The sequence below is a fragment of the Aestuariivirga sp. genome (genome assembly GCF_047602625.1).
Classification (GTDB): domain Bacteria; phylum Pseudomonadota; class Alphaproteobacteria; order Rhizobiales; family Aestuariivirgaceae; genus Aestuariivirga.
In genome coordinates this window covers 1,082,677-1,101,314 of record NZ_JASGGV010000002.1, presented here as the reverse complement: position 1 = coordinate 1,101,314, position 18,638 = coordinate 1,082,677, and the positions used below count along the sequence as shown (strand labels likewise).

Sequence of the window (18,638 nt, the reverse complement as noted above, 5' to 3'; positions counted from 1 at the left end):
GCTCGCGTCAATAACCGGAGAAACCGGGAGCGCGGCTTTCTGCCTGGAATGATCCGGCAGACACTGGGAGGAATTTCGATGAAATCTATGCGCCGGATGACCTATGCCCTGTCCGCAGGGATCGCCCTTTCCATGTATGCCGGGCTATCGACAACCGCTTCGGCGGTGGATGTCGTTGCCGGACCTGCCACGGACGCCACCTGCATGGTGCCGTGGTCCGCTGACACCAAATTCCTGCAATATCCGAAAAAGGAAGGCCCTTACCGGATCGCACTCGCCAATGGCTATATCGCCAACACCTGGCGCATTCAGATGATCCAGACGGCGAAAGCCTATGCCGCGCAGCCGGATGTTGCCGCCAAGCTGAAGGAATTCAAGGTCGTTTCGACTGGCGAAGACGTCCCGGCGCAGATTTCCGCCATCAACAATTTCATCGACGCGGGCTATGACGCGATTGTTGTGAACGCCCAGAACCCGACGGCATTCGGCCCCGTCATCAAGCGCGCCAAGGAAGCGGGTGTGGTTCTGGTGGCTTTCGACAATATTCTCGATTCGACGGATGCCATCAACGTGAACGTGGACCAGAAGGGCCTCGGCGTGTTGTGGGGCAACTGGCTGGTGAGCCATCTGCCGAACGGCGGCAAGGTTTTGGAAGTGCGCGGCGTGGCCGGCACCTCGGTAGATACCGACCGCCACAACGGCATCCATGAAACGCTTGATGCGTCCGGCAAAAAGTTCGAAGTGACGGAAGTTGTGGGCAAGTGGGATGACGGCGTGGCGCAGAAGGTGACGGCCGATGCCATCGCCACAAATGGCCCGTTTGACGGCTTCACCGCGCAGGGCGGCGACACTGGCGTGGTACAGGCGATGATCGACGCCAAGCATCCTTTCGCGCCATTTGGCGGTGAAACAGAAAACGGCTTCCGGAAATTCTGCGCAGCCCATGCGGCGGAAGGCTTAAAGTGCTCGTCCGCGGGCACCGGCCCTGCCCAGGTTGCCGTGGCCATCAAGGTCGCCATCGCGGCACTGGAAGGCAATGTGGTGCCGCAGGCGGTGAAACTGCCGACGGCGATCGTCGAGGATCCCAACTTCAAGGCGGGACAGGATTACTATCCCGATCAGTCCGACAACTTCTTCGTGGGCAATTCCTTCCCCACCTGCGGCATCAATTTCACGGCGCAGGAAATCATGGGGCAGAACAAGGATAACCAGTAACCGTCGGTCCTCTGGCGTACCGCGGGCACATCCTGCCCGCGGTACGTTTGTCTGAACGCCCATACAAGGGGATGATGGTGCAAGGCCAGCCGATCCTGACAATGAAGGGTATCTCGAAGCGCTATGGCGGTGTGCTGGCGCTGAAAGATGCCGATCTGGAGATCATGCCCGGCAGCATTCATGCCGTGCTGGGAGAAAATGGTGCTGGCAAATCCACGCTCATCAAGGTCATGTCCGGCGTCGTGACGCCGGATGAGGGCACGATCACGCTGGATGGCAGGCAGGTTTCATTCGCCACGCCGGCTGCCGCCAATGCGGCGGGGATCGTCTGCGTGTTTCAGGAGTTATCCCTTATTCCCGATCTGCCAGTAGCGGACAATATCGGGATCTCCGATCCGCCAAAGCGGTTTGGCCTGATTGACCGCACGGCACAGCGCAAACTTGCTGAACATGCTCTTGCTGATGCCGGTGCCTCCGATATTCATCCATTGGCACTGGTGAAGGACCTTTCTCTCTCTCGCCGCCAGATGGTGGAAATTGCCAAGGCCTTGGCGCGGAAGCCGCGCGTGCTCATTTTTGACGAGGCGACATCGGCTTTGACGGCGGCTGATGTCGAAAAGGTCTTTTCGGTAATCAAGCGCCTTCGTGATAACGGAACGGCGCTCATTTATATCTCCCACCGCATGCATGAAATCGCCGAACTGGCTGATCATTGCACGGTGTTCCGCAACGGCCGCAAGATCGCCACCTACAAGGCAGGCACCAAGACCGATACGGAAGTCGTGGAACTGATGATCGGGCGGGAATACCGCAATGTGTTTCCGCCCAAGCCGCAAGCAGCCCCCGGCGGAACGCCGGCGCTTGCCTGCAAGAATTTGTCATGGGCCGGAACGCTCAATGACATTTCGCTTGCACTCCATCCCGGAGAGGTGATCGGGCTTGGCGGCCTGGACGGGCAGGGGCAGCGCGAATTGCTGCTGGCGCTGTTTGGCGTCTTGCGGGGGGTGACGGGCAGCGTCGAAATCAACGGCAAGCCGGAGACCCTGCGCGATCCTTCGAAAGCCAAGCAGGCAGGGATCGGCATGGCTCTGATCCCCGAGGATCGCAAGACGGAAGGGCTGATGCTGCCGATGAGCATTGGCGAGAACCTCTGTTTCTCGGCGCTTGGCACCGTGTCGTCGCGCGGCATCATCGACCGGCAGCGCGAGAGTGCGCGCATCAAGGAAATGATTGATCTGCTGTCGATCAAGGTGGCAAGCCCCGATCTTCCTGTGTCCTCTCTCTCGGGCGGCAATCAGCAGAAGGTGGTGATCGCCAAGTGGCTTATGAACGGTCCGCGCATCGTGCTGCTGAACGATCCAACGCGCGGCATCGATGTCGGCACCAAGCAGGAGATTTACACGCTGCTGCGCAGGCTGGCCGATTCAGGTGTCGCCATTCTTTTCTATTCCACCGACTATGATGAACTGATCGGCTGCTGCGATCGTGTCCTCGTCATGTATGACGGCTCCATCGTGCGGGAGCTCGAAGGCAGCGCCATCACGGAGCATGCGCTGATTTCGAGCGCGCTCAACATCGGCGAAGGAGCGCATGCATGAAGGACTGGCGCTTCTGGCTGGCGGAGAACAAGAGTACGCTGATGGCGGCCGCCACTTTTGTGTTCATGTTCATCATCTATGTGAGCAACCATCCCGCCGGTTTCACAGCCAATGTCGTGCAAACAGCCGCAAACAAGGCGACGCTGTTGGCCTTTGTGGCGATGGCGCAATCGCTCGTCATCATCACGGCGGGTATTGATCTTTCCGTCGGCATGATCCTCACGCTATGCAATTGCCTGGCGTCATGGATCGTTCTCGGAACAGGCCTTGAGACAACGCTGGGCATCGTCGGCGTGCTGCTTGCGGGGTCTGCCTGCGGCGCCTTGAATGGCCTCATCGTGATTTTCGGCCGGCTGCAACCCATCGTCACCACCATTGCCACGGGTGCCATGTTCTTCGGGATCGCGCTGTTTCTCCGGCCGTTCCCGGGCGGGTCGGTGAATGAAACACTGGCTGATTTCATGACCGGCAAGGCGTTTGGCGTCATTCCCATCAGTTTTATCACCTTGCTGGCGGTGATCCTGATCGTTTGGATTCCCTACAGCCGTTCGGTAATCGGGCGCGCGGCCTATGCGGCGGGTTCGTCTGAAAATGCCGCCTATATGTCCGGCATGCCGGTCAAGATGGCGAAGTTCACGGCCTATGTGCTGTCGGGCCTGCTCTCGGCAATCGGCGGCCTTTACCTCACCTTCTTCTCCTATACGGGCGAAGCGGCCTATGCGAGCGGCAACACCTATACGCTATTCTCGATCGCCGCTGTCGTTTTGGGCGGGGTGTCGCTGATGGGAGGACGCGGCAGCGCCATTGGCGCTGTGTTTGGCGCGCTGGCCTTCCGCACCATCGGTGATCTTCTGTTCGTGTTCGATTTTGACCCGCTGTGGCAACCGCTGTTCCAGGGTGTGGTGCTGATGTTTGCGGTGTCGATCGGGGCGTTTGGCCTGCTGCGGGTGCGCAACAAACTGGATTGGTTCTGATGAGCAGCGAAACATCGGTGATTGAGCGTGTGCTGCCAAAACGCCTGCAGAAGATCGATCCGGCGGTGCTGATTGCTTTTGGCTGCATCATTTTGCTGCTCTTGGTGGGCGCTCTTTATTCACGGAACTTCCTGTCGCCTGCCTATCTTCTGCAGCAGTTGAAGGTGGCGTCGTTCCTGGCCGTGATCGCCACCGGCATGATGCTGGTGATCCTGCTCGGGCAGATCGACCTTTCGGTTCCCTGGGTGGTGACGGCCGGGGCGATGATGGCCTGTGCCGCCGCGAGCCATGGCATGACCGGTGCCATCCTCGCCATCCCATTTGGAATTTTGTGCGGTGGCTTGATCGGTCTGGTGAACGGTTTTGCCACGGCCTATTTGCGAATACCGTCAATGATCATCACGCTTGCCACCAATGCGGTGACGCAAGGGCTTATGGTGGTCTACACGGGCGGCTTCTCGCCGCAGGATACGGCATCGCCTGCCATGCGCTATCTGGCGACGGGCTCTCTCATTCCTGGCATTCCCAATGGCGTGTTGATGTGGGTGATTGTCGGCGCGGGTGCGGTGTTCCTGCTCACCCGCACGACCTTCGGACGGGCTGTCTATGGCATTGGCAACCGGGAGCGTGCGGCGTTTCTCTCCGGCATCAATACGCGTCGGGTGGTGATGATCGCTTTTGTGATGTCGGGCGCGCTCAGCGCCTTTGGCGGCGTGTTGCTGGCGGGTTATGCGTCGAAGGCCGCGCAGTCGATGGGCGACGCCTATCTGCTGCCTGCTATCGCTGCCGTGGTGCTGGGCGGCACGCATGTGCTCGGTGGGCGCGGTTCCTATCTCGGCACTGTCGCCGGTGCCATCCTTATCACCCTGCTGCAATCGATTCTTTCGGTGATGCAGATCGAGGAGGCGGGGCGGCAGTTGATCTATGGTGCCGTGATCGTGGCGATGCTGCTGCTTTACGGACGGCAAAAGGCGGCGTGACGCTGGTTCCAGTGTCGAATTACCGGGGACGTCTTAGGGTTGCCCGCGGCTCCAAGCTGGTCTATCGGAGGCGCTTCCCGCCAATAGCTGTGATGCTGCCATGACGACGACCTTCTCCCGCCGCCACCTCCTGCTGTCTGCCCTTGCTGGCGGACTTTCGGCAGGCATTTCCGGGAGCGCGATTGCTACCACACCGCCTGGACTTAAGCTCGGTGAGGCACAGGCTTTCTCATTTGACACGTTGGTCGCACAGGCGAAAGACCTCGCCGCAAAGCCATTCGTGCAAGCTCCAGTGCGGGCTGCCGATAGGCTGCAGGACATCGATTTCGATGCCTATCAGCAGATCGCCTACAAGCCGGAAGATACACTCTGGGAAGGCGAAGCCTATCCTGTTCGGTTGTTTCACCTGGGGCGCTATTTCAAGCAGCCGGTGCGCATCTATATGGTCGAAGGCGGCCAGGCGCGCGAAGTCATTTATGATCCCGATCTCTTCACCTATGGGCCCAAAGCCAAACCCATTGCCAGCAAGCTCCCGCCTGATCTTGGATTCGCCGGCTTTCGGGTGATGAACCGGCAGGGGCCGATCGACTGGCTGGCGTTTCTGGGCGCCAGCTATTTCCGTTCATCCGGGGAACTGGCGCAATACGGCATGTCGGTGCGCGGCATCGCTATTGATACCGCCATGCCGGTGGCGGAGGAATTTCCCCGCTTCACCACCTTCCATCTCGAAGAGCAGGAAAACAGCCTCGTCATCCATGCGCTGCTGGAGGGCCCCAGCATTACCGGCGCGTTCCGCATCGATGCGTCCAATCCGAAGCAGGTGCTGATGGACGTGCAATGCCGTCTCTTCGCGCGCACCGACATTGCGCGGCTGGGCGTGGCGCCGCTCACCAGCATGTTCTGGTATTCGGAGGTGAACCAGCGCAACGGCTCGGACTGGCGGCCGCAGATCCACGATTCAGAAGGTCTGGCGCTGTGGACGGGCGTCGGCGAGCGCATCTGGCGGCCGCTGAACGATCCGCCGCGCGTGATGACCAATTCGTTCCTTGATACCAACCCCAAAGGCTTCGGCCTTTTGCAGCGCGACCGCGATTTCACGCATTATCAGGATGACGGCGTGTTCTACGACCGCCGCCCCAGTGTGTGGGTGGAACCCAAAGGCACCTGGGGCGAGGGCGAGGTGCAACTCGTTGAAATTCCAACCGATGACGAAGTGCAGGACAACATCGCCGTCTACTGGGTGCCGCGCAATCCTGTGCGGGCGGGCGACTCATTTGCGTTCGACTACCGGTTGCATTGGACGGCGCTGGAGCCGTTCCCGGTTCGGGCCGGGCATGTTGTGGCGACGCGGCGCGGCCGCGGCGGCCTGCCCGGCGTGCGTGACGAGCGTGAAAAAAATGCCAAATATGTGATCGATTTCGATGGCGGCGACCTCGCATCGCGTACCCAGACGAAAAATCCCGCTGTTCCCGCCATTACCGCATCGCGCGGGGAGATTATCAACCCTTATGCCCTGCCGATTGTCGGCACCACCATGTGGCGGATGTTCTTCGACCTCAAGGCGGATGGTGATGCTCCGGTCGATCTCCGCGCCTTCCTGCGCAGCAAGGATGGCGAGGCACTTACGGAAACATGGCTGTGGCAGCATTTTCCGGAACAGATGCAGAAATCATAACAAAGTCTCCGGTCTGCCATGCTCTCCGCACTGGGGCACTTCAAAGCGGTTGTCTGGTTTGCACACATATTCCGGGGTAGCCTTGTTCTTCCCCGTTGAAACGAGTCTCCATGTCTATTTCCGCAAAGACAAAGAGTGAGATTGCAACCGTCTCGCCGATGCTGCCGGTTCTCGTATGTGCGCTGGCGATTTTGGTATTGTCCGCAATGGATGCGGCGATGAAGACGCTGGTGCTTGGGGTCGGCGTTTATAATACCGTGCTGTGGCGAAGCTTTCTTGCGACTGCGGTTTCCGCTGTGGGTTGGGGCGTGGGGCCGCGGGTATGGCCTGCCATGCCAGTGCTGAAGCTGCATATTCTGCGCGCCGTGATCGTGGGCGCCGTGCTGCTGACATTTTTCTGGGGGCTTGCCAGGCTTCCGCTGGCTGAGGCCATTGGCCTGAGCTTTATCGCCCCGCTTGCGGCACTGTTTTTGGCGGCGCTCCTGCTCGGTGAAAAAATCCGGCGGCAAGCCATCTGGGCTTCACTCGCTGGCCTCGTGGGCGTGGTGATCATCACCGCCGGGCAATTCGGCGAGGCGCATTTCTCATCTGAAACGCTGTGGGGAACCGCCTCGATCCTTATCTCCACCCTGTTCTATGCCTATAACCTCATTCTGGCGCGCAAGCAGGCCCTGCTCGCCAAGCCAGCGGAAATCATGTTCTTTCAGAATCTGGCGCTTTCGTTTTTCTTTATCCTCCCGGCACCCTGGCTCGCGGCTGCGCTGCCGGTTCATCAATGGCTTCCACTTGTGGCGGTAACGGCGCTTTCACTTGGCGGGCAATATCTCATGAGTTGGGCTTACGCGCGAGCCGAGGCGCAATATCTGATCCCGACGGAGTATTCGGCCTTCGTCTGGGCGATGGCGCTGGGCTGGTATTTCTTTGGCGAAAGTGTCGAATGGCTGACGATTCTCGGCGCCGCCCTTATCATTGCTGGATGCCTCATCGCCGCGCGTTCCAATCCGAAGCTGGCAGAACCGATCGAAGCTACGGTTTGAGATTGAAACCTGTTCAATCTGCCCCGGGGTGAATGACTGAGGCTGCTGACCAGATCAACTCAAAGCGAACAGTTCGGCGTCGGGGTCTTTCAATCCCTGTATATGACGCGACACCAGTTGCGCAGCCAGCATGCTGAAGGTGATGCCGTTTCCGCCAAAGCCCAAAACTGCATAGCAGCGCGTCATTCCCGGCACGAGACCAATCGCCGGCAGGCTGGTGGGGCTCTCTCCGAAACATCCGCTCCATTGAAATTCAGGCGTAAAATCGGCGGTGGGCCATAATTTTCTTGCCTTTGCCGCGATGGTTTTGATCTTCCGGGCAGTCAAGGCATTGCGTTTTTCCTCGTCCGCAAAGGATTCATCTTCTCCACCCGCAATGATCCGGCCGTCTGCCGTCGTACGCAGGTAGAGATAAGGGTCCGCTGCCTCCCAGATGAGGCTGCGCGTTGGCCACAGTTTGCGGCTTTGCTGTTTGGTCGCCAGAACCCAGGTGGAAATAACCTTGTACCCCCTCGGCTGTATGCCCTTGAGCACTTCATATCCCGTGCAAAACACCGCATATTTGGCATGGATACGCTGGCCCTTAGCCGTCATCAACCTGACCGCTGATCTGGACTCATCCATGCGGACAATCTCATTGTTCTGCACAAGCCTGCCTCCCCGGCGAAGGAACGAGCGCCATAGCCCTGACACCAGCTTTGCCGGGTCTGCCTCAGCATTCCCGGCGCTTACGATTGCGCCGCGCTTGTGAAATCCGTATATGCGGGCGAGTTCCTTTGCCCCGATATACTGCGATCTCAACCCGATTGCGGCCCGGGCGGCGCATTCGGCTTCAAGCCCCTCCGAATCGAGAATGTTTCCCGGCAAATAGAGCGTTGTCCGCCGCCGATATTCGCATGCAATGCCGAGGTCTTCTATGCGCGCCTCGAGACCTTTTACTGCCTCCGCAGACCGCCACCACACCCGGGCTGCAGTTGATTTTCCCAAACGCCGCTGCAGTTCAGTCAAAGGCTTGTCCAGTTCGGACTGTAGCAGAGCCGTGCTGGCGGGCGTGGACCCGCTCATGATGGCGCGCCGGTCCACGGCTGTCACCGTGTAGCCGGCCTGCAACAATGCATCTCCCATCAATGCACCAGATACGCCAGTGCCAATGATGACGACATCGGTTTTGGGGACCATGGCGGTGGCTTGTAGCAGCGGCTTCTGCCGCGTGGCGAGCCATAATGGCGTGCCTTGTTTCAAAGTGTGTTTTTTTGTGAGCGCCATGGGTGGACAAAACGTAACAAAGAGTTCGTGGTTCCATCGGAAATAACCGGAACCAGTTGGCGACACAGGGGTTTGACACGCCAAGCCGTGTTCGCGCGGCCCCAATCTTGAAATTTTACCCCATAACCCGGGAGGGATGTGATGCCGGCCAAGGAAAAGACGCTGAAAACATTGTTTCACGACACGTTGAAGGACGTGTATTTCGCGGAGAAGAAGATCCTCGCGACGCTTCCGAAAATGGCAAAAGCGGCGACGGATGATCAGCTCAAGACGGCCTTCGAGGAACATCACGCGCAGACGGAGCAGCATGTTGCGCGGCTGGAAGAAGTGTTTTCCATTATCGGTGCAAAACCGCAGGCAAAAACCTGCGACGCCATTATGGGAATCGTCAAGGAAGGCGCGGGCCTGATTGAAGAGTACAAGGGAAATCCTGCACTCGACGCCGCCTTGCTGGCCGTCGCTCAAGCCGTAGAGCACTATGAAATTTCGCGTTATGGCACTCTGAAGTGCTGGGCCGAGGAACTCGGCATCAATGATGCTGTCTCGGTGCTTGATGAAACGCTTCAGGAGGAAAAGCATACCAACGATAATCTCACGAAGCTTGCTGTTTCGATTGTCAATATCGAAGCGCAGGCTGCCTGAACATGTTTCTGAGCCTGCGTCTGTTCATCAGGCGCAGGCTAATCTCGCTGCATTGAGAGGGAACCGCCTTCTGATATAGTCCCGCCGGTCGAGGGGGATTTGAGATGGCGGATAAGAGGGTTGACGTCGGCGTGATCGGGCTCGGCTCGATGGGGCTTGGCATGGCGTGCGCGCTACTAAGAGCCGGCCGCACTGTCTATGGTTTTGACGTCAATCCCGCCGCCCTCAACGCTTTCCGTGCGGCGGGTGGCCTCGTGTGCAAGACGCTGCAAGATGTGGGAAGCCATCCCGGAGTTGTCGTCGTCGTGGTGGTGAATGCAGTTCAAACGGAGTCTGTCCTGTTCGGTGTGGATGGCGCCGCCGCTGCGATGGCACCGGGAACGGTCATCATATCCTGTGCAACGGTAGGACCGGCTGAAGCAAAAGATTTTGCCCGCCGCGCAGAAGAAAAAGGCCTGCTCTACGTGGATGGGCCGATCAGTGGCGGCGCTGTTCGTGCCGCCAAAGGCGAGTTGACATTCATGGCGTCGGGTTCGGCGGCCGCCTTTGCCGCCGCACGCTCTGTCATGAATGACATGGCGGCTACAATCTATGAACTCGGTGACCAGGCGGGCATTGGCTCTTCATTCAAGATCGTTAACCAGCTCTTGGCGGGCGTGCACATTGCCGCTGCGTGCGAGGCGATCACATTTGCCAAGAGTCTTGATCTTGATATTTCCCGCGTCTTCGATGTGATTACCAAGTCAGCCGGCAACAGCTGGATGTTTGAAAACCGTATTCCCCACGTGCTGGACGGCGACTATGCGCCGAAAAGCGCCGTTTCAATTTTTACCAAGGATCTGGGAATCGTATCCGACATCGGGCGCAAACAGAAGTTTCCGCTGCCGATCGCCAGCGCCGCGCTTCAACTGTTTATCATGACCGAAGCGGCTGGCATGGGACGTGACGATGACAGTTCCGTGGCGCGGCTTCTGGCCAAACTCACAGGATTGACGCTGCCGGGCATGGAGCAAGCGGACTGACCATCCGGCACTCGCTATTGTGATTATCTGAAAAGCTGGTGCCGCTTGCGTGACTCGAACACGCGACCCCATCATTACGAAGCGAAAAATATTTTAAATCAAATACTTCGCTTGACATCCGTTCGCCGTCATCGGACCTCAATTGAAACGTGACGGCGAAGACTGTTTTGATGCCATGATTATTTCGAATGGTTGCCAGCCAAGACGCCTCGTTTCAAATTGTGGCACAAGGAACATGCAGCCCGCGTGCAGCCATGACCTGCTCCCCTGTAAAGTCACCGTATTGCGGCGAAAACGCCAGAAGAACTCCTGACTGCCGCCGCCTAGATTGGCGGCATGAACACCTATGCTTTGCCAGCCCTGCTAGAGAAGCGCGCCAAGCTCGCCGTACAAGCGTTTTCGTTCCAGCGGCGGCTTGCCTGCCACAGACGGAAAATGGGGATTTGGACACCACTGTTCAGTTCGGCTGTTCAATCCCCCTTGCCGTTGCAAAATTCAAGGTGAAGGACGATAACTCGCTTCAAAAGAGATGTAGTACCACCATATTATGGTTGATTTGCCAAGAGAATATGGCTTCTTGTCGACTTGAGTGCTATATTGGATGATATGGACGGTTTGAGCCGTGTTCTTAAAGAGAGGTCGAAGTTGTCGCTCCTATGACGTCAAGAGACAGGCAAATTGCAGTCCCGGATTTTTTAGCTATGGCGCTGCCTGTCGTCCAGTCGGCGGCCTTCAAGCGTCTGAGACACGCGACTTTTCTTGGCATTCTGTCGCCTGCCTTTGCGATCGTTGAGAAGCATCCGCTCGCTCGAGCAAATACTGGCAAAGACCAGAGCCGGGCCCACCACAGTTTCAAGGTAGCGCTCCTGGCGGCGCGAATGACAACCGCGATGGGACTTCCTGACCAGGTCGTGAAATATGCGATGGCGTGGGGATTGTTGCACGATATAGCAACATGGCCCCTTTCGCACACGGGCGAAGCGGCCTTCTCGGAGTCGACCGGAGTGTCGGCGAGCGATCTACGCAAATTCATGATTTTTGGTGATAGTCGTCTCGACGACGTCTGGTCCGTTTATCTTCCTATCAAGTCTCTGAGGCTTGACCACGGACGGCTCCTGGAACTGTTCCGCAAATCGCCGGGCGGTCTCGATAGCGAACTCGCGGTGCTGCATAAGCTGCTGCATTCGCCGCTTACGCCCGACACGCTTGAAGGGATGCATCGAACAGGACGCGTGGTGGGGATAGATGTTCCTCGCCCGGATACGTTCGCCGATGCGATGGAGCAGGATCTCGTATCCGGTGTTCGCTTGAAAGAAGCATACTCCAGAGATGCGCTGTCGTTCTGGCGCAGCAAGAGTGCGATCTATAGCCGCTTCATCAACCGTGCCGAGACCATCGAATTCGAGTCAAACTGGTCTCGGTCCGTGTGCGACCTCTTCGTTGGGCTGTCGCTATCTGAAACCTTGGCTCTTTCCGAAAAGGAGATAGTCGGCAAGGTGCTTGATCGAGGACTCCGAAAGGCAAATGGAATTATTCGATACAAATCACCGCTCAAGTATTCAATCTCAGAACCCTATCGAAAGAAGCGGATTCTAAAGAAAGGAATCCCTGTGGACGAGTTGTCAGGCGTCCTTGTAAAGAGCAGTAGTTAGTCACGGCTGCGAGGGGAAATGGAAAGCGGCATGAAGGCCTGCCTCAAGGGTCGACACCTGGACATTTTTGAACGTGCCAAAACACACTCGGACAACCTCGTCGCTCGCGTTAAAGATGTCGTGAGTGACTTTCTCAGCGAGAAGGGCATCGACGAGAAAGGACTGTGCTTCGTCTTGATCGGCTCGGTTGGCAGGCGAGAGGCACTTCAGGCCTCTGATATCGACTTTGTGCCGATCGCCGCAGACGAAGCACGGCTTCTTCAGTATGCGCCGTTTGATCAGGATCTTCGCGCACGCATCAAAAATGTTCTCGCGACGAAGGTGTCGAAGGGCGAGGAACTGACGAAACCGACGACTATCGGTGATTTGATTGCCCCAGAGAGCATCGGCGGAGATTCCGACTCAAGCGCCCAGTTGACAAAGCGTGTGCTTTTGCTGACCGAAAGTGTTCAAGCGGGCGGCGGACTCAGCCTGCGAGACATCAGGTCCAAGTTGCTAGACGCCTATGCAGATCAGGAACGCACCAGCGGGCGTCACGTGCTGTCGCTTTGCAACGATATCTCCCGATACTACAAGACGTTATGCATCGAGTATAAGTCGAAGATTGACGAGAAGCAGCTCGACTGGTGCACCCGAAATGTAAAGCTTCGGCATAGCCGAAAAGTCTGGTTTTTCTCCAACATCATGGCGGTGAGCTCGCTGGCGGAACAGCATCCACAAGGCGACGATGAGTTTCGAAATGCACTCCTCGACACGTTCGAGAAGCCCCCGGTAGAGCGACTTGCGCAGTCAATCAACGGGCAGCGCCTCGCGTTAGGGCGGTTGCTCGAAAGCTATGCGTACTTCCTCGATTTCATGTCGCGGGAAGAAAATCGAAAGGCACTTTCCAAAGTCGATCACGAAAAGCGCTACGAGATGGTACTGTCCAACCCGTTCCTTTCCATGAAATTCAACTCCGATCTCATCCACGCCGAAATCATGGCCATTATGGAGGAGTTGGGGGTTAGCATGCGTTCTCGCATCATGGGTTGGTTCATGTTGTAGGCTGCCGACAGTTTCGATGATCGTGTCCGGACGCGTTCCGGACTTGCTGAGAGCGGAATTGCTGCCCATGGGTTGCACTCTATCTCTTTCGACCATGGGGTCAATTGGCCTAGGAAACTCGACAAGGCGTTCCACTATGCACAGGAAGCGGCGTAGCGCGAGGACAACTAGCGAGCGCCCAATGGTGATCGAATTCGGCGCGCGGCGGCGCTGGCTATGAACCGCAAGCCGTCAGTCGATTTTAGCGGACATTGGCAGAAGCGAAAGTCAATAGCTTGACCTTCCCAAATTCCAAGTTATCAATTACTCGATCATTTTGGCATTCTTTGACAGGAGCAATTAATGTCTAAAGATAGGGACGGTAGGCGTCACCTGACTGAGTCATTCAAACCGAAGGCGGTAAAGGTAGAGACCCACACCGTTCAAAAGAGCGCTACCCCAAAGACCGGTAGCGTTACCCCTAAGACGTCCAGCCCGACAAATCAGAGCAGGCCTCCTTCCCCGAAAGGGCGTTAGCTCTCTAGCGGCGCGCTTTTAATCTGAATGCAATCCTCTGAATCTGATCGGCAGGGACGTATGTGATGCAATCGCCCCAATCTGGACTCCTCACGTCTATCGCTTCAGTGTCATCCATGCCAGGTGACTGTTCATGAGTGAGATACATGGCGATGTCGCCATTAGTGCCGATAGTAAATGGGCCATGTGGTGAAGTCACAAATTTTTCTGCCTCATTGCACTGAAGCCATGTTCCATTTTTCATCTCAACTGATACTTGGGTAAAATTGAACTTGGTGCTGGACGTTATGGTGTCAAGCGATGTCGGATCATCGTTTGCCCAAGACACGTTGCAAGAGCGCAATACAGATTGAAGCGCGCTTCGCCCCCATTTTCTCCACAGCGCTCCACAAAGAATAGTTACAAGAAATGTGATGCCAATAGACCAGATAGCATGCACGTTTTCTGGAAAAATTGCATAGACCAAGGTGGCAATCAAACTAAAAACCAATGTTATAAAGGTCGTGTCTATGTTTTTGTGATGTTTTCTGATGCCGATATAAGCGAGACAATAGGCAGCGTATCCGCTGGCAAGAGCGAGTTGGATCGCCGCTGGCAGAGTCAAAAGGTCTGTTGGCATATAAACTCATCCTATCTGGTTGCCGTCTATTTAACATCTTCCCCCGAATTTCCGAATAGAGGTCTTCATAACATCCTAGACACTGCTCGGATTGTACGACCGCCTTGAGGCTAAGTAGCATTCTGGGGCGACCTCGTGGCTTTCCTGCGGTGCATCGAATTGCTGGACGAGATTCCCCACGATGTGGTTACGAAGCAAATAATTCTGTGGCAGCACTATAGAAATCCACTCAGTCAATAGATCCGCCAGATCACCCCATCCAAGCCAGATTACCGATATCGCGATTCTGGCCAATTATAATTAAACTTTGGCGCTTCCGCGTCGATTTCACTCGAATCAGAGGCGCGCAGATCGTGGTGCCCCGCTCTGCGGGGGCGAAAGTAATGTTGCTTGCCACAGCCTCAACCTGAATGAAGAAGGTGTGCCAGCCGCGATTGCCGCTGGCGAGTTTGATGCAATGTTCCTTTCGAATGGTTGGCAGCCAAATTGCCCCACTCCAATACCGCAGCAGACCCTCTACTCGGCGTCCTCGAAGCAGGCGAGCGCAGCGAGCAAGTACTCCTTCGCTTCGGCACGCCGCAGGTCTTTGATAATTCGCTGGCGGCCCGCTAGCTTTAGAAACACCATCAACACCTCATCAGAATGTTTTGCCAAACGGGCTAAATGTTCTCCGCTTGGCCCGTGAGTGCCTGCTAGCCAATGCTTCGCGCTTCGCTCGCAAGCGCCCGTCCACCGCATCATTGTCTTCACCGCCTGGTGAGTTGTTCCCAGGTTCGATTGAAGCGCGGTCGCTATTGCTCGGGGAAAGTCTACGTCGGCACTTTCGCTTTGTCCCGACCAGTGCAACTTGTTACCCTTTTTCGGAAACATTTTTCCTCCGCTTGCCGCTACAGTAGGTTGCAAGATTTGGAAGGCTGGACGGCCCTCCGTCCCTAAATCGAGTTTATCGTGCGTCTGCTGGCGCGGACCAAGAGACAGGACGCGTTAGTGGAGCGAGAGCCGCAACAGACCCGCCATCCTGAGTTTCCGGCGAAAACCCTTGTGCGGGCGGCGATGTATGTCCGCATGTCGACAGAACATCAAAAATATTCGACCGAAAATCAGGGTGATGCGATTCACTTCTACGCGAAGGACCGTGGTTTTGAGATCGTCAAAACCTACGCAGATGAAGGAAAGAGCGGGCTTCGTCTCTCCGGCCGCGACGCCTTGAAACTATTGTTTGACGATGTACAGGGTGGCAAGGCGGACTATGCCGCCATCCTCGTGTATGACGTCAGCCGCTGGGGACGCTTTCAAGATGCGGATGAGAGCGCCTATTATGAATACATCTGCCGAAAAGCGGGGATAGCCGTTCATTACTGCGCAGAGCAGTTCGAAAACGATGGGAGCCCGGTTGCCACGATTGTCAAAGGCGTCAAGCGTGCGATGGCTGGAGAATATAGCCGGGAGCTTTCCACGAAGGTGTTCGCAGGCCAGTGCCGCCTAATCGAACTCGGCTACCGGCAGGGTGGCCCAGCAGGCTTTGGCCTTCGCCGTGCGCTCATTGACCAGTCGGGCACAAGGAAGGCCGAACTTGAAAGAGGCCAGCAGAAGAGCATCCAGACAGATCGAGTCATTCTGGCGCCAGGGCCGGGATCAGAAATTGATATCGTCCGAAGCATATATCGTGCGTTCGTCACCGAACGACGTTCGGAGAAGGAAATCGCGCGCGACCTGAATTCCAGAGGAATCCTGACCGACCTGGGCCGTCCATGGACACGGGGCACTGTCCATCAAATTCTCATCAACGAGAAGTACATCGGCAACAACGTCTGGAACCGCGTGTCTTTTAAGCTCAAGAAATTGCGCATAAGAAACAGCCCGCCAACGTGGATTTGTGCAGACGGCGTTTTCGAGGGCATCGTCGATCGATCCCTGTTTGAAGCAGCACAAACAATCATCGCCGCAAGGTCCTTTAAGCTGTCAGACGACCAAATGCTGCAAGCCCTGCAGGCTCTGTTCGAACACCATGGCGCATTGTCGGGGCTGATCATCGACGAGAACGAGGGATTGCCATCCAGCAGTGCCTATCGTTCCCGGTTCGGAAGTCTCCTGAGGGCTTATAGTCTTGTGGGATATTCGCCGCGCCGCGACTACCGCTATATCGCTATCAACAAGACCTTGCGCCGACTTCATCCGGAAGTGGTCCAACACATTCTTCATGGATTTGAGAAAGTAGGAGCTAAAGCGGAGATACAGCCGTCGACGGAACTCATTGAGGTTGATGGTGAATTCTCACTCTCCATCGTAGTTGCCAGATGCCGTCGATCACAAGCTGGCTCGTACCGGTGGCGATTCAGATTTGAAACCAGCCTGTTGCCCGACATCACGGTCGTGGTCCGCATGGATGCGGAAAACGCCAATCCGGTTGACTATTATCTGTTTCCCCGCATCGACATTGCAGGCAGGCGCCTCAGTCTCGCTGAGGAGAACCACTTTCAACTCGATGGCTATAGATTCGACAATCTTGAAACTCTTTTCGATCTTGCCCGTCCCGTACACATCATGGAGGCCGCATGAGCGTTCCATCACGTACCCAGCGCGTAGAAATAATTCCGTTGGCCAAGATAAACGTTCTCAATCCCCGGGCGCGCAACAAGCGGCACCATCGGGAGATTGTGGAGAATATCGATGCTATCGGATTAAAGCGCCCCATTACAGTCAGTCAGAGAGTGCTCGACGGGGATGTTCGCTATGATTTGATCTGTGGCGAGGGGCGCCTGCAGGCGTTCAAGATGCTTGGGCAGTCTGAAATTCCGGCCGTCATCGTCGATGCGCCGGAAAATGACTGCCTTGTCATGAGCCTTGTCGAGAATATTGCCAGAAGGCAGCACCGTCCAATTGACATCATGCAGGAGATCGGAAGCCTTCACAGCCGTGGGTACACGGATATTCAAATAGCGGAGAAGGTTGGATGCACGGCAAGCTGGGTCAATATGATTGTTTCCCTGCTGTCGCGCGGTGAGGAAAGACTGTTAACAGCGGTTGAAACTGGTCTTATGCCGCTCAGCCTTGCCGTCGCCATTTCCCGCGCCGAGACCGACGAAGCACAGAATATTCTGATGGATGCCTATACGGCCGGAAAACTTAAGGGCAAGAAATTGTCAGCCATTCGCAAGCTGCTTGACCAGCGTCTGACGCGAAACAAGGCCATTCGTACTTCCGCGATTGGCCGCAAGGCGCCCTCTCGAAAGATTACGGCAAATGATCTTATGCGAGTTTACGAGCGCGAAGCAGAGAAGCAGCGCCTTCTCGCTAAGAAGTCCGATTTTGCGCAAGCGAAGCTGTTGTTCATCGTGGAGGCATTGAAAGACCTTTTCAGCAATGACAATTTCCGTACGCTTTTGCGGGCGGAAAAGCTTGAGGCCATGCCCCAGGCTCTGGCCGCGCGGGTCGTTGGGGAGACGGCATGATGACCGAAGAACAGAAGAGGCGGGATCGGGTTAAGCTGTCCTTCGAACGGGAGTCGGTTACGCTGCCGCTTACCCAGATCGTCCCGCTGAAAATGCAGCGGCCTGGAACGAAGGAAAGCAAGAAATACTCACAAATTCTCGGGTCGGTGCGCGCTATTGGGTTGGTCGAAGCACCTGTTGTGACGCCGGACAAGAAAAATGCCGGGCGATATTTTCTGCTCGACGGCCATCTTCGGATTGAAGCGCTCAAGGACCTCGAGGTTCAAACGGTTGAATGCCTCATTTCCATTGATGATGAAGCGTATACATATAACAAGCGCATCAACAGATTGTCGGCCGTCCAAGAACACCTCATGATTAAGAAGGCCATGGAACGTGGTGTTCCTGAGGAGCGGATTGCCGAAGCGCTTGGAATGGAAGTCACTTCGATACGGCGGCGCCATCGTATGTTGAACGGGATATGTCCAGACGCCGCCGAGATTTTGAAAGATACTGAATGCCCACTGAGTGTGTTCGATATACTTCGTCAAATGGCGCCGTTTCGGCAAATCGAGGCTGCTGAATTGATGACAGGGCAGAACAATTTCACCGGCATTTTCGCAAAGGCGCTTCTTGCCGCCACGCCTGAGAAACATTTGATAGAGAGCCGAAAGGAAAAAGTGGACCCGAAAAATTCCGTAACCTCCGAGCACATCGCTCGTATGGAAAGAGAGCTGGCGAGTTTACAGACGCAGGTCAAATCTTTTGAGGAGACCTATGGGATCGATAATCTGCATTTGACAGTCGCCCGTGGCTACATTCGCAAGCTCATTGCCAACAATCGCGTTCTCCGCTGGCTTTCCCAGAATTGGCAGGAATATCTGATTGAGTTTCAGTCGATTGCAGAGTTTGAAACACTGGGCGCAAACAAGATCGCGGCTGAGTGAAGTCGATGGAGTACCGAGTC

Annotated in this window: 15 protein-coding genes; 13 read left to right on the top strand and 2 right to left on the bottom strand. The window is 56.2% G+C overall.

Annotated elements, in window-relative coordinates:
* Positions 1–132 precede the first annotated feature (132 nt).
* The 6 genes from QM694_RS10360 (at position 133) to QM694_RS10335 (ending at position 7,479) form a co-directional block, all read left to right on the top strand.
* Positions 133–1,215 (top strand): sugar ABC transporter substrate-binding protein, encoded by a 1,083-nt coding sequence (locus QM694_RS10360; RefSeq protein ID WP_415008606.1) that lies wholly within the window; start codon positions 133–135, stop codon positions 1,213–1,215.
* A gap of 74 nt (positions 1,216–1,289) precedes the next feature.
* Positions 1,290–2,813, top strand: coding sequence for a sugar ABC transporter ATP-binding protein (locus tag QM694_RS10355; RefSeq protein WP_415008605.1), 1,524 nt, complete (start codon positions 1,290–1,292; stop codon positions 2,811–2,813).
* On the top strand, positions 2,810–3,787 hold the full coding sequence (locus tag QM694_RS10350) for an ABC transporter permease (RefSeq protein ID WP_415006858.1): 978 nt from the start codon (positions 2,810–2,812) through the stop codon (positions 3,785–3,787). The genes QM694_RS10355 and QM694_RS10350 overlap by 4 nt, the downstream gene beginning before the upstream one ends.
* Positions 3,787–4,767 carry an ABC transporter permease gene (locus QM694_RS10345; protein WP_415006857.1) on the top strand — a complete coding sequence of 327 codons (981 nt, stop codon included), beginning with the start codon at positions 3,787–3,789 and terminating at the stop codon, positions 4,765–4,767. Before QM694_RS10350 ends, QM694_RS10345 begins: the two co-directional genes overlap by 1 nt.
* Before the next feature lie 100 nt (positions 4,768–4,867).
* Positions 4,868–6,442, top strand: coding sequence for a glucan biosynthesis protein (locus QM694_RS10340; protein WP_415006856.1), 1,575 nt, complete (start codon positions 4,868–4,870; stop codon positions 6,440–6,442).
* Between the two features lie 110 nt (positions 6,443–6,552).
* Entirely contained in the window at positions 6,553–7,479 is a 927-nt protein-coding gene (locus tag QM694_RS10335; RefSeq protein ID WP_415006855.1) for a DMT family transporter, read from the top strand.
* Between the two features lie 54 nt (positions 7,480–7,533).
* On the opposite strand, the gene QM694_RS10330 is transcribed toward QM694_RS10335, so the two are convergent.
* Complete coding sequence (locus tag QM694_RS10330; RefSeq protein ID WP_415006854.1) at positions 7,534–8,745, bottom strand: NAD(P)/FAD-dependent oxidoreductase; 1,212 nt, start codon at positions 8,743–8,745, stop codon at positions 7,534–7,536.
* A 141-nt stretch (positions 8,746–8,886) separates the two neighbouring features.
* Between QM694_RS10330 and QM694_RS10325 the strand changes: the two genes are divergently transcribed.
* The 4 genes from QM694_RS10325 (at position 8,887) to QM694_RS10310 (ending at position 13,105) form a co-directional block, all read left to right on the top strand.
* A complete protein-coding gene (locus tag QM694_RS10325) occupies positions 8,887–9,387 on the top strand; it encodes a ferritin-like domain-containing protein (protein ID WP_415006853.1) in 501 nt (166 codons plus the stop codon).
* Positions 9,388–9,536: 149 nt separating this feature from the next.
* A complete protein-coding gene (gene ltnD / locus QM694_RS10320; protein WP_415006852.1) occupies positions 9,537–10,409 on the top strand; it encodes an L-threonate dehydrogenase in 873 nt (290 codons plus the stop codon).
* Positions 10,410–11,110: 701 nt separating this feature from the next.
* Complete coding sequence (locus QM694_RS10315; RefSeq protein WP_415006851.1) at positions 11,111–12,061, top strand: HD domain-containing protein; 951 nt, start codon at positions 11,111–11,113, stop codon at positions 12,059–12,061.
* Positions 12,062–12,091: 30 nt separating this feature from the next.
* Positions 12,092–13,105, top strand: coding sequence for a hypothetical protein (locus tag QM694_RS10310; RefSeq protein WP_415006850.1), 1,014 nt, complete (start codon positions 12,092–12,094; stop codon positions 13,103–13,105).
* Positions 13,106–13,625: 520 nt separating this feature from the next.
* Here the strand turns inward: QM694_RS10310 and QM694_RS10305 are convergent.
* Positions 13,626–14,240: a hypothetical protein gene (locus QM694_RS10305; protein ID WP_415006849.1), complete on the bottom strand. Its 615-nt coding sequence runs from the start codon at positions 14,238–14,240 to the stop codon at positions 13,626–13,628.
* A gap of 948 nt (positions 14,241–15,188) precedes the next feature.
* Here QM694_RS10305 and QM694_RS10300 point away from each other — a divergent pair.
* From QM694_RS10300 to QM694_RS10290, 3 genes are read left to right on the top strand one after another with little or no spacing between them, the layout of a single operon-like run.
* Positions 15,189–16,799 carry a recombinase family protein gene (locus tag QM694_RS10300; protein ID WP_415006848.1) on the top strand — a complete coding sequence of 537 codons (1,611 nt, stop codon included), beginning with the start codon at positions 15,189–15,191 and terminating at the stop codon, positions 16,797–16,799.
* On the top strand, positions 16,796–17,692 hold the full coding sequence (locus tag QM694_RS10295; RefSeq protein ID WP_415006847.1) for a plasmid partitioning protein RepB C-terminal domain-containing protein: 897 nt from the start codon (positions 16,796–16,798) through the stop codon (positions 17,690–17,692). Before QM694_RS10300 ends, QM694_RS10295 begins: the two co-directional genes overlap by 4 nt.
* Positions 17,689–18,618 (top strand): plasmid partitioning protein RepB C-terminal domain-containing protein, encoded by a 930-nt coding sequence (locus QM694_RS10290; RefSeq protein ID WP_415006846.1) that lies wholly within the window; start codon positions 17,689–17,691, stop codon positions 18,616–18,618. Before QM694_RS10295 ends, QM694_RS10290 begins: the two co-directional genes overlap by 4 nt.
* Positions 18,619–18,638: the final 20 nt, after the last annotated feature.